At 61.0% G+C, this 12162-nt stretch carries 11 protein-coding genes and 1 pseudogene; 3 read left to right on the forward strand and 9 right to left on the reverse strand.

Translation table 11 applies throughout. The annotated features are described in order from the left end of the window. The first annotated feature begins 315 nt into the window (after window positions 1-315). Window positions 316-1769: pseudogene (locus tag AB4Y43_RS02510) on the forward strand (PLP-dependent aminotransferase family protein). Between the two features lie 5 nt (window positions 1770-1774). Here the strand turns inward: AB4Y43_RS02510 and AB4Y43_RS02515 are convergent. The 4 genes from AB4Y43_RS02515 to AB4Y43_RS02530 all read right to left on the reverse strand — a co-directional run bounded on the left by AB4Y43_RS02515 (window position 1775) and on the right by AB4Y43_RS02530 (window position 4727). Further along, window positions 1775-2002: a hypothetical protein gene (locus AB4Y43_RS02515; RefSeq protein ID WP_069265966.1), complete on the reverse strand. Its 228-nt coding sequence runs from the start codon at window positions 2000-2002 to the stop codon at window positions 1775-1777. A gap of 338 nt (window positions 2003-2340) precedes the next feature. Next, window positions 2341-3315, reverse strand: coding sequence for a LysR family transcriptional regulator (locus AB4Y43_RS02520; protein WP_368626498.1), 975 nt, complete (start codon window positions 3313-3315; stop codon window positions 2341-2343). Between the two features lie 201 nt (window positions 3316-3516). Further along, window positions 3517-3861, reverse strand: a complete 345-nt coding sequence (locus AB4Y43_RS02525; RefSeq protein WP_176732913.1) for a response regulator — start codon at window positions 3859-3861, stop codon at window positions 3517-3519. Window positions 3862-4067: 206 nt separating this feature from the next. Beyond that, a complete protein-coding gene (locus AB4Y43_RS02530; protein ID WP_069265964.1) occupies window positions 4068-4727 on the reverse strand; it encodes a response regulator transcription factor in 660 nt (219 codons plus the stop codon). 329 nt (window positions 4728-5056) lie between these two features. Here AB4Y43_RS02530 and AB4Y43_RS02535 point away from each other — a divergent pair, with 329 nt between their 5' ends. Together AB4Y43_RS02535 and AB4Y43_RS02540 are read left to right on the forward strand one after the other, a co-directional pair. Continuing rightward, complete coding sequence (locus AB4Y43_RS02535; protein WP_368726963.1) at window positions 5057-6019, forward strand: GlxA family transcriptional regulator; 963 nt, start codon at window positions 5057-5059, stop codon at window positions 6017-6019. Window positions 6020-6191: 172 nt separating this feature from the next. Beyond that, window positions 6192-6899, forward strand: a complete 708-nt coding sequence (locus AB4Y43_RS02540; protein ID WP_342948920.1) for an SDR family oxidoreductase — start codon at window positions 6192-6194, stop codon at window positions 6897-6899. Window positions 6900-6964: 65 nt separating this feature from the next. Here AB4Y43_RS02540 and AB4Y43_RS02545 read toward each other — a convergent pair whose 3' ends face one another. The 5 genes from AB4Y43_RS02545 to AB4Y43_RS02565 all read right to left on the reverse strand — a co-directional run bounded on the left by AB4Y43_RS02545 (window position 6965) and on the right by AB4Y43_RS02565 (window position 12136). Then, on the reverse strand, window positions 6965-7327 hold the full coding sequence (locus tag AB4Y43_RS02545; protein WP_368618684.1) for a nuclear transport factor 2 family protein: 363 nt from the start codon (window positions 7325-7327) through the stop codon (window positions 6965-6967). A gap of 100 nt (window positions 7328-7427) precedes the next feature. Next, the gene (locus tag AB4Y43_RS02550) at window positions 7428-8069 is read right to left on the reverse strand and encodes a DsbA family protein (RefSeq protein ID WP_133179775.1); all 642 of its coding nucleotides are present in this window, start codon (window positions 8067-8069) and stop codon (window positions 7428-7430) included. 186 nt (window positions 8070-8255) lie between these two features. Beyond that, on the reverse strand, window positions 8256-10121 hold the full coding sequence (ilvB, locus tag AB4Y43_RS02555; RefSeq protein ID WP_368726964.1) for a biosynthetic-type acetolactate synthase large subunit: 1866 nt from the start codon (window positions 10119-10121) through the stop codon (window positions 8256-8258). Window positions 10122-10417: 296 nt separating this feature from the next. Then, on the reverse strand, window positions 10418-10618 hold the full coding sequence (locus AB4Y43_RS02560; RefSeq protein WP_069265958.1) for a hypothetical protein: 201 nt from the start codon (window positions 10616-10618) through the stop codon (window positions 10418-10420). Between the two features lie 123 nt (window positions 10619-10741). After that, on the reverse strand, window positions 10742-12136 hold the full coding sequence (locus AB4Y43_RS02565; protein WP_368726965.1) for a 1-deoxy-D-xylulose-5-phosphate synthase N-terminal domain-containing protein: 1395 nt from the start codon (window positions 12134-12136) through the stop codon (window positions 10742-10744). Between the last annotated feature and the right edge of the window lie 26 nt (window positions 12137-12162).

Raw genomic sequence — 12162 nt, forward strand, 5'->3', positions numbered from 1 at the left:
GAACCCGACAAAGAAACGCCCCGGTACTCGCGCACCGGGGCGAAAGGCTTGCCACGCTACAGGCAAAAAGAGCCGCAAGCTCTGCGGGTTTAGGTGATGATCCAGGCACTCGCGCAGTTATCCCGGCGCATCCCGGGAGAACAGACCCGGACTGCGATGCGCACTGGCCGCAATGATCCGCCCTCCCAGCAAGCGCGTATAGAAGCAGTCGACGCATAATTGACCGTAGCAGATCGGATTCGCGGTCGTGCGCACCATGAGAAAATCGCTCGAAGCACGAGTCCACCCATGACCTCTTTGGAAGAACCGGCACGCATGACACGCTACGAACGCCTCGCGCAAAGCATGGCCGCCGAGATTCGCTCCGGCAACCTGAAGCCGGGCTCGCGCATGCCGTCGCTGCGGCAAATCATTGCGCAGCACGGTGTCAGTCAGTCCACGGCCGCGCGTGCCTACTACGTGCTCGAGCAGTGGGGCCTCGTGCGCGCCGAAGAACGTTCGGGCTACTACGTCGCGCCGCTCTCGAAGCCCAACAAGACGGACTCGCGCGCAACGACGGGCGAGTCCGCCACCGTCGATATCAGCGAGCTGGTGTTCTCGGTGCTCGACGCCGCCAAGCGTCCCGGTATCGTGCCGCTCGGCTCCGCCTTCCCTTCCCCGTTGCTGTTTCCGCTGTCGCGCCTGGCGAAATCGCTCGGCCAGGCCGCGCGCAGCGTGAGCCCGTGGAGCACGGTGGTCGATCTGCCGCCCGGCAACGAGAACCTGCGGCGGCAAATTGCGCTGCGCTACATGCGGGTTGGCATCTCGCAGCCGGCCGAGGACATCATCATCACCAACGGCGCGCTGGAAGCGCTCAATCTTTGCCTGATGGCGGTCACGCAGCCCGGCGATATCGTCGCCGTGGAATCGCCGGGCTTTTACGCGGCGCTTCAGGCGATCGAACGGCTCGGCCTGCGGGCAGTCGAAATTCCCGTGGATACCGCCACCGGGCTCGACCTCGACGCGCTGGCGCAAGCGCTGGACAAGCACCCCATCCGTGCCTGCTGGTTCATGACGAATTTCCAGAACCCCACGGGCGTCACGTTGTCGGCGGCGAAGAAAGAAGCGTTAGTCGAGCTGCTCGCGAAACACGAGGTCCCGCTCATCGAAGACGATGTGTACGGCGAGTTGCACTACGCGCCGAACTATCCGCCGCCGGCCATCGCGTTCGACCGGCGTGGCCTCGTCATGCACTGCGGCTCGTTCTCGAAGAACCTGGCGCCGGGTTATCGCGTAGGCTGGGCGAGCGCTGGGCGCTTCGCGGAACGCGTGCAGCGCCTGAAGCTCATGACGACGATCTCGGCCAGCATTCCCGCCCAGGCCGGCATTGCCGACTACCTCGAGCATGGCGGCTACGAGCGTCATTTGAAGAAGATTCGGCTGGCCATGCAGACGCAGCGCGATGCGATGATCGAGGCGATTCGCCGGTGGCTGCCTGAAGGCACACAGTACACGCGGCCCGAGGGCGGCTATTTTCTGTGGCTCACGTTTCGCGAGCGCATCGACGCCATGGCGCTCCATCGTCTCGCGATCGAACGCGGGATCAGTGTCGCGCCCGGCCCGCTCTTTTCCGCGTCACGCGCATTCGAAAAAACTGCATACGGCTCAATTACGGGCATCCCTGGTCGGCGCGCATCGATGAAGCGATCCGCACACTGGGCGAACTGCTCGTTCATCCCGATGTGTGTGCACAATCGCGCTCGATCGATGCGCGCGGCACCAACCCATAGCGACCTTAACTGCCAAAGAACAGGTTGCAGAAACTCGCCGGGCCCACACAGGTCTTGGCGTCCCGTGCCTGCGTCTTGGCCGGACGCTGCGGCGCCTGATACGTATTCGCCCGGGACGTATTGGTCTGGGCCGTTTGTTGAGCATCCGTCTGCGCGGGAGCGACGGATTCGGCGTGGACAGCGAAGCTGGCCGACAGCGAACAGGCGAAGAGGACAGCAGTAAGCAATTTCATTTCAATCTCTCTAGCAAGGTGATGGAGGCGACGCCTCCGGGGAAACAGCCTGGCCAGATTAATCACTTTCACCAATCAAGAGAATCCTGCAACCGCGGGAATGATCCTTCCATTCCATGGGAGTATCGAGAATCCGGCTCGCGCACAACACGCGGCCGCTCACAGCAGACAAACACGGCTCAAATCCACCGTGCGGCGATAGACATTCCTGTTGAGCCAGGGAACGAAGGTGTATTCGTCATAAGCAGTACTGCCAACGAATATCCAGTTGTGCAATACGTAAGACATCGCTACCTCTTCGGCGTAGAACGAATTCGTTTGCCTCTCGCGGCAAGCCGTCACGACATCATCGCGTGAGCTTCACTTCGCTTCATCGTTTGCGGTATGCGTATGACGTCATCGGTACCCGCCTTCGCAGGCGCCCGAAAGAACTCGATGCAAAAGTCGACGAACATTCTGAGCCGTGCCGGGATCAGTTCACGGTGAGCATAAAAAAGGCATAGTTCAACGCGGCTATCGGATGCCGTGCATTCCGGCAGGACGTGCACGAGATGTCCCATATCGATATCTTCGCGAATCATGGTTTCAGGCAGCGTGGCAATGCCGGTGCCGTCGAGCGCTGCCGCGCGCAGCAGCACGTCGTTGCCTTCCATCGACGAATTGGGCGAAATACTCACTTTCCGGCCGCCCTCATGAAGTTCGATGAAGTCCGCACTCTTCTTTCTCGTTTCCGGATCGACGAGCAGAAAATGGTTGGGGAGCTCCGCAGTGGATTCCGGCACACCGTATTGCTCGAGATACGCGGGCGCGGCTACGAGAATGCGTGGCGAGCGCAATAGCGTGCGGCGAATCACGGTGGACTGCTCGACGAGCTGAGGCGGAAGAATGGCGATATCGAAACGGCCGTCGAACAGATTCGTGACGTGGTCCTCAACGGAAACCACCAGACTCACATGAGGAGCGATGGCGCGATAGCGCCGCATCAACCGCGAAAACGCGCCGTTCACCAGTGTGGGGTGCACGACGAGCCGCAACTTTCCGCCATTGACCTCGTGCTCCATCGCAATGCGCCGATTCGCTTCGTCCAGTTCTTCGAGCAGACGGCAGCAAATCAGGTAGTACGATTGCGCGGCGTCCGTCAAGGAAACGGACCGCGTAGTCCTGAGCAAGACTCGCGTCTGGACGCATTCTTCGAGCTTTGCGATCGCTTTCGACACGGACCCAGTCGTCACATTCAATGACTCGGCGGCCTTGCTGAAACTCTGATACCGCGCAGCGGCGACGAATGCACGCAACATGTAAAGCTGATCCATCTCGCACCTCACAAGTGTTTTGCCCTGCCCGACGATTCAAAGCGTAGGCGCGCAAGCCGCGCGACGGTATCGTCCGATGTGGTGTGACGTCCTATGCAGCCGCGTGCGCGTCTAATACATCCGGATGGCCTGCATGGGCGGCCGGCATAGCCGCCGTTTCGCCAGGCCCGGCAGCGCCCGAATTTCAGGCGTTCGGCCGCATCACTTTTTCAGCAATTCACTAATCCGTGCGAGAAGTCCTGCGTCATCCACGGGCTTCGAAAAGAAACCGGCGGCGCCGTTATTTTTTGCGCGCTCGCGCACGTCCTCGGTCACATACGCCGTCACGAAAATGACGGGGATGGGACGCTTCCATCGCTTGATCGACTCGAGCAGCGCAAAGCCGTCCATGCCCGGCATCTGGATATCGGCGACGACGAGTTTCAGTGTCGAGCGGCGCGTATCGTCCAGAAGATGGTGTGCGGATGCGTAGTCGATCACGTTCCAGCTTGCCGAACGCAGCGAACTGGACAGCGCCATCCGGACGGATTCATCGTCGTCCACCATGCCGATCGTCGCAGGCGGCCGCGCTGGTTTTATCTGGGGTCCGGTGGCCATCGAAATGAGGCAGAAAGGTAGAATCTTTCTGCAAAGTACAGGCGCGCCGAGGGGGCAGCAATCACACTATCGGATGATTCTTGTGACAGTGCGTATTAGCGGGGCGAGATCCGTGCGCCGACGCAGGCAGCCATGGCGCAGCGAATGCAAAATGCCTATCTGGCGCTCTGCGGAGCCGGCTGCACCTGCTGCAACTTCTTGATGAGTTCGGCCACGGAGCGCGCATTGAGTTTGTGCATGGCCTGGGCCCGATGGATCTTGACCGTGACCTCGCTCAGGCACAGCAGGTCCGCGATCTGCTTGTTCAACAGACCTTCCGAGACCAGACCGATGACTTCGCGCTCGCGCGCCGTGAGCGAATCGTACGCTTGACGAATACCCGCGACGAGCCTCGCCTGGCGCCGCAATTCGCCATCGCGTTTGAGCGCGGCGGCGATCGTGTCGAGCAGATCCTGGTCCTTGAATGGCTTCGTCATGAAATCGAAAGCGCCCGCTTTCATCGCCTTGACGGTCATGCCGATATCGCCATGTCCCGTCAGGAAGACGATGGGAAATCGAATGCTCTCCTTGAAGGCTTCCTGCTGAAGCGTGAGGCCGCTCTCGCCGCGTAACCGGATGTCGAGAATGAGGCAGCTCGGCACGTCCGGCATTTGCACGGCGAGAAATTCGTCAGCCGATTCGAACGCCCGCACCTCGATGCCCACTGACATGAGCAGACTGGTCAGCGCACCACGAATGGACTCGTCGTCGTCGATCACGTACACGAGCGAGTCCGGTAGTTGTTCACTTCGCGTCCCAACGCTATCGTGTTTCATCGCTCGATCTTCGAAAAGTTCGTGATGGCGAAAAAGTGCCGATGCTCGCCATATGGTAAGCAATAGCAAGACTTATCGCCACCGCTTGCACACCGTGGGCGATGACTTCCTTTGAAGCAGGCACCCACATAAATCATACTTTTCAGCCTCGCTCTTTTTCGCGTACCACGCCTGGGACCTACGCGGCTCATCCCTGCGTATGAGGGACCACATGCCGGCAAGATGCAGCTTCAGCCATTCGGAGAATGGTCAGCCTGGCGCTGCACGCCTAACCTTTTTCCAGTGGGCCATCGCGCTATCGGGATCACTGCTCAGGTTGGGTGTGCAAAATGAAAGTCGCTATTGTGGTGCTTGACGGTGTACAGGCCATGGATATCGCAGGCCTGCTCGACGTGTTCTGCGAAGCGAACCGTTTGCTCGGCGAGACGCGCCAGTATCAGGTGCCCCTCGTTGGCGAGCACGCAGGCGCGGTCGCCTGCTCGAACGCGATGCAGCTTTGCGTGCCGTGGGTCTATGGGGACTTTCGCGCGAACATCGACGTGCTGCTGGTGACAGGCTCCGCACACGCCACGCACGACGGGCCGAAACCGGATTTCCTGGACTGGCTGCGGCGCCGCGCACTCGAGTCGAAGCGATACGGCTGCGTCTGCAACGGCGCATGGCTGCTCGGGCGCGCCGGTCTGCTCGATGGCAGGGAGATTGCCACGCGCTGGACCGACGCGAGCCGTATGGCCGGCGGATTCCCGCGTGCCCGCATACGTCCTGACAAGAACCTGATTCGCGATGGACGCCTGATTTCGTCTGCCGGCACGACCGCCGGACTCGATCTGGGCCTCGCGCTCGTCGCGCAAGACTGGGGCCAGAAGCTCGCCGAACAGGTGGCAAGACGTCTTGGCGCCAATCTGCAAAGCGAGCCCTACCAACGTCATCCTTACGTTGCGCCTCCAGGCGATGAAAGTTCGATTATCGGAAAAGTACATCGCCATATCGACGACCATCTTTCCGATGTGCTTTCGATAGAGCAGCTCGCCGAGGCGGTCTACGTGAGCCGGCGCACGTTATCGAGAATCTTCGCGAAGTATCTCCACACGACCCCTTCCGCATTCGTGGACCAGGTTCGTGTGGGTGCCGCAAAGCGGCTATTGGAGGAGCGCAACGTTCCGATGAAAACCGTCGCGTTCGACTGTGGCTTTCATAACGCCGCGCACATGCGCATGGTGTTTCAACGGCGCCTCAAGCTCACTCCCCGGCAATACCGCCAACAGTCCCACACGACCGAGGCCGCCGCCTGAGTGATTGCCACGGGCGCAATCGCCATCCCGCCGCGATTTGTTCTCGCGGCGCAAGACTCTTTGTCCATGGTGTGTGTTCGCACTCGCAACGGATACGCCTACAGTGGTTTTCCATCGGATCCATCGATTCGAACGGCCACCCGGCCGACTTACCCATACTATGAGACACACAATGAGCACTTCCAAGGTCGTCATCGTCACCGGAGCATCGCAAGGCATCGGCGCCGAAACCGTCAAGGCCTTCCGCGCGCAGGGCCATCGCGTGGTCGCCACGGCCCGCTCCATCACGCCGGCCGCTGAGGCCGACTATGTCGCCGTGGCCGGCGACATCGGCGACGCCGCCACGGCTCGCCGCGTGGTGGACGCCGCCATCGAGCACTTCGGCCGTGTCGATACGCTCGTCAACAACGCGGGCATTTTCATTGCGAAGCCCTTCACGCAGTACACCGCCGACGACTACGCCGCAATCCTGAACGTCAACCTGAACGGCTTCTTCCACATCACGCAATATGCGATCGAAGCGATGCAGAAGCACGGCAGCGGCCACGTGGTGAACGTCACCACCACGCTTGCCGACAAGGCGAACAGCAAAGTCCCGTCCGTTCTTGCGTCGCTCACCAAGGGCGGCCTGAACGCTGCAACGCGCTCGCTCGCAATCGAATATGCGCGCGCGGGCATTCGTGCCAACGCGGTTTCGCCTGGGATCATCAAGTCGCCGATGCATGCTCCCGAAACGCACGCCGCGCTCGGCGCGATGCATCCGGTCGGTCACATGGGCGAAATGAGCGACATCGTCAACGCCATCCTCTATCTCGACTCGGCACCGTTCGTGACCGGCGAGATCCTGCACGTGGACGGCGGCCAGAGCGCAGGTCACTAAGCGGTTGAGCATTGCCCGCGCCCCGGCCTCGATGGCTCGCCGGGGCGCGGGCGCGTGGCGGCCGCTTATTGCACGTTAGTCAGCGTCTTCGTGATGACGAGCCATCTGTCGCGCTGGCGCATGATCGAAAAATAATTGTAGTAATTGAAACCCAGCATGCGCACATGCAGTTTCGCCGTCGCGATGTTCTGCTGGACATCGAGCATCAGCAGTTCTGTTTCGACCGGTTCGCCCAATTCGGCCGGCGATTTCCTGATTGCCACACCCGCAAGATACTCGTCGATCGTCTTGTAGTAGGGCTGGCCATTCACCTCCCCCGCCACGATCGCGCGCGCGTCGAACACCTTTCTCAGCTGTTCCACATCGCCGCGCCAGGTGGCATCGAAATAGCGCTGCACGAGTTCGACGATTTCGTTGCTGTCGTTCATTGCATCACACTCCCTATTGATTCCCGACTCGGTCCGTCAATTCGAAGCGGGCTGCGCAAACGCTTGCGCAGCCCGCTTCGAACAACCCGGATCAGAACGATCAGGCAAGCGGCCCCTCGATCTCATTGAGCCTTTCTTCGAGTACGTTGACGCTCGCATAGCCCGAATGCACGGCGTAAGTCCGGCCTTGTTCTTCAAGCATCAAGGTCGGGAACGACGCGACCCCAAGCGCTCGCGCACGGGCGAAATCGCGCTGCGTTTCTTCCTTCGTTTCCGCTGCTTCCCACGCCTGGTAGAACGCGTCGGCACTTACCTGAACGCCTACAGCATCCAGCGCGGTCACGGCGATATCGCTCAGCACGCGACCGTCGGTCGTATCCAGCCCTTGCACGTAGAAGCCGTTCTGCAGCGCACGGAACACCGAAAGCAAGGCATCGCCACTGGCGAAGCGGCGCGCCGCCACAACAGCACGGCAAATCGGCTCGGTATCGTAGACGAACCCCTCGCGCGCCATGAACGCTTCGCGATTGAACGGCAAGCCGCTCAGCGCTTCCACACGTTGCCAGTGCTGCAACCGAAAACGCTTGCCGGTCGCATCGAGAACATCGGTCGCCCCGGCGCGAATACCGCCGACCACGATTTCCAGTTTCAGGTCCGGCACGCGCGCGACGAGCGCCGACAGCTCTTTGCCAAAGCCATAGCACCACGAACACATCGGATCGCCAACATAGATCAATTTCATTCTTGCTCGCCCAAGTGAAGAGACAACGCGGGGCCCGCAGGACCCCATGCCCCGCATCGCTCCCAGCCATCAGAGTGACTATAGGTTTCTGGCCTCACTCGATAAACGCCGTAGCCAGAACTTCTTTTGTTACATGGCGGAAAGACGAAAGGCTCTTCACAAGCAGAGTGGCGTTGCCATGCTGGCCTAGAACATGTCAGAAGCCGCTTGATGACCTGCACGCGCGCCCCCCGACTCCTCGCCATCCCTCGACGGGATGAACGGGCCGGTGATCATCTCCGAATAGCTCATGCCGGGCCCAACCATCGGAAACACATCGGCATCCTGATCGATCACGACTTCGAGGAAAGCCGGACCGTCGAACGCCACGAAAGCCCGGAGTGCTTCCTCGACTTCGCTCAGGACCTCGACGCGCTGCGCGAATTCGAACCCGTCGGCACGCGCGGCCATGACAAAGTCCTTTCGATGAAGCGACTTGTCGCTCACGCACAGGCGCCCGTCGTAGAAAAGACGCTGCCACTGCCGGATCATCCCGTCACCGACATTGTTGAACAGCAGCACTTTGACCGGCACGCCATACGTGGTCGCGGTCTCCAGATCGCCGATATTCATGCGCATGCTGCCGTCACCGTCGATGTCGATCACGAGGGCATCCGGGCGTCCCATCTGGGCGCCGATTGCAGCGGGCAGGCCAAAGCCCATTGTCCCCATGCTGCCCGACGTGAGAAAGCTGCGCGGCTCGACGAAGTCGAAAAACTGCGCAGCCCACATCTGGTGCTGGCCCACGCCCGTGGTGACGATAGCCCGGCCGCCGGTAATCTCGCTCAGCTTTTCCACCACGAACTGCGGCTGAACGAGCGGGCTCGCGCGGTCATAGTTCATGCCGTAGCGCTGCTTCAGCTCCCTGATGTGGTCGAGCCAAGCCAAAGGCGCTTGCACGTGCGCTTCGTCTTGCATCAGCGAAAGCAACGCGTCTTTCGCGTCGCCCACATGAGTCCAGTGCGCGCGCTTCACCTTGTTGATTTCGGCTTCGTCGATATCGACGTGCGCGACATACCGTGCTCGCGGTGCAAATGCATGGGGGCGGCCACCGGCGACCCGATCATCGAATCGCGCGCCCACGGCAATCAGGAAGTCGCAATCTTCCACCGCGTAGTTCGCACAAGCCGCGCCGTGCATGCCCAGCATGCCGAGCCCCAATTCGTGCTTCACGGATATCGTGCCGAGCCCCATCAACGTGTTGACCACGGGAATGCGGTAGCGCTCGGCGAACAGGCGCAATTCCGCGGTGGCGCCAGCGGTAATGACGCCCCCGCCCACATACAGCAGCGGGCGCTTGCTTTGCGCCAGCAGATCGAAGAATTCGTCGCGCTTGCCCGCTTCGAGACGTGCTCCCTTCGCCACCTTGCGAAGGCGGTCGGAGTAGCCGCGAAACGCCAGCGTGCCGTGCCCCTGCCAGGTGCCGGTCCAGTTCTGGATGTCTTTGGGCACATCCACCACAACCGGCCCGGGACGGCCGGTGCGCGCGACTTCGAACGCCGTGCGCAGCGTTTGTTCGAGCTTGTCCGGGTCGGTAACGAGAAACACCTGCTTGGCGCACGCCGACATGATGTTGAACACCGGCGCTTCCTGGAAAGCGTCGCTGCCGATAGCGGCACGCGGCACCTGCCCGCAGATGAGAACCACCGGGACCGAGTCGCCATTGCAATCGGCAATCGGTGTCACCGCATTGGTCGCGCCGGGACCGGACGTCACCATGAACACACCGACCTTTCCGCTCGCGCGCGCGTATCCCGCGGCCATGAAGCCGGCGGTCTGTTCGTTGGCGGGTACGACGAGGTTGATCTGACGCTCGGGCTTGTCGGCGTGCAGTTCGTTGAAACGGAACACGGCGTCGTAGGTCGGCAGGATCGCGCCGCCGCTATAGCCGAACACGGTATCGACACCCTGTTCGCTAAGTACGCGCAAGATGATGTCGGCGCCCGACATCGGTTCGCCGGGAAGTGGCGCTTTCTGGGAGCTTTCTGGAGCAATATTCGGGTTCTGGGACATACGAGGCTCGCACGGAAACGGGCGCTGATGCGGTCAGCGGCCAAACACAACGGATCATTTCCCTTCCGACTCAAGAACAGCGTATGTCCCCTACCAGCTCGTGGACGACAGCGTCAGGGGGTTCTCCGCATGAAGCACAGTCCACCCGGCACTCTTTTGACGTACGCCTGGAAATACTGTGAGAAAGGGTTCCAAGAATTCTGACAACGATTGAAGCGGCGCGCGTCAGCAATACGGTTGTTTATGGGCCAGGATGCGTCGCATCCGGGCCACCGTGGCTGACGGCTGACTGTTTCCTACCACTCGGCAATGCCGACATCCATGTCCTCGTCGTAGAACGCAACCAGAAACTCTTCGGGCATCAACCACGAATCGACGCTCACGGTTTGCGCGCCAACATCGACATCGACCTTCGCGTCGGCGTCCACCGACTTCATCGCATGGACGATCGTCGAAAGATCGTCCGGGCGGATTTCAGTTTTCATCGCGAACTTCATTTTTCACCTCTCTGTCTGGATAACCAGTCTCGATAACTATAGGATCAACGCCCCACGCCACCAACCAGGCCAGCCTCAATTCACTCTTTACATCGCGTAACCCAAACCGGAGGCGCGGGGCAGTCATTCAACCGGGTCGAGCAGGTCTACCGCCTCGGTAAACGCCAGGACTGCTTCCCGCACGCCTGAGACTCCGAGACCATTCAAACGGAGCAGTTCGGCACGGTCGCCGTGCGGGACAAAGGCGTCGGGAAGTCCGAGCCGCAGCATGCGTACGGCCCACCCTTCCGCCGCGATCCGCTCGGCGCATGCGGCGCCCGCGCCGCCAAGCACGGTGCCCTCTTCGATCGTCACGATCACCTCGTGCTCGTTGGCAACCGTCAGCAGCAAGTCTTCATCGAGCGGTTTGACGAAGCGCATATCGACCACGGTCGCATCGATCTCCCTTGCGACTTCCATCGCGACCGAGAGCAAGGGCCCGAACGCGAGAAACGCCACCCGCGCGCTGTCCCGCTTGCCGGAGACGCGGCAAACCATGCCTCTTCCGAGCGGCAGTGTTTCTTTCGTCTGCTCAATGACTTCAGATCCCGTTGTCGCCCGCGGGTATCGCAAGATGCGCTCATCCGTTGCCGCCGCGTCGCACAACCATTGACCGAATACCTGGCTATAGGTCAGCTTGCCGCCCTTCTTGCGCACCAACCCGGTATCGGGTTTGAACGGGCTCGGCCCGTGGTACGCAACGGGGTCCAGTTCCGCAGGTCGATAACCTTTTCCTTTCTTCGTCACCACGTGGATGACGTGCGGCCGGTTGCGTGTCTTCGCGTCCCGCAGCGTGGCGAGTAGATTCGCCATATCGTGGCCATCGATGGGACCGACGTAGTCCAGACCTAGCGTTTCGAATAGCGTGGATATGGGGACGTTCGCTTCGTCGCGCCAGCGCGTAACCAGCGCCTCGAGATGATCATTCAGTCCGCCGACCGCCGGTGAAATCGACATGCGGTTGTCATTCAGAACGATCGTCAGCGGCAGCGTTTCGCAGGACCCTGCGTGATTCAGCGCTTCATACGCCATCCCCGCGGACAATGAGCCATCGCCGATCACCGCAACGACGCGGGCGTCCCGACCGCGCAGGCCCAGGGCCATGCCGACCGCCGCCGAAATCGACGTGCCGGCGTGCCCGACACCGAACGCGTCGTAAGGCGACTCTTCGCGCGCGGGGAAACCGGCCATCCCGCCCACTTTCCGCACGCTTGCCATGGCCGCTTTTCGGCCCGTCAGGATCTTGTGCGGGTAGCATTGGTGCCCCACGTCCCACACCAGGCGATCTTGCGGCGTGTCGAATACATAGTGAAGGGCAACCGACAACTCCACCACACCGAGGTTCGATGCCAGGTGGCCGCCGGTACTCGACACACTTTCGATCACGAATTCCCGAACCTCGTCCACGAGGCGCTGAAGCTCACGCTCATCCAGATCGCGCAGATTGCTCGGGAAATCGATCATGTCAAGCAGGTTCATGACGTTGCTGTCCTTGTTGTATGAAA

Origin of the sequence: Paraburkholderia sp. BR10872, from assembly GCF_040965835.1 — a bacterium.
Lineage (GTDB): Bacteria > Pseudomonadota > Gammaproteobacteria > Burkholderiales > Burkholderiaceae > Paraburkholderia > Paraburkholderia nodosa_A.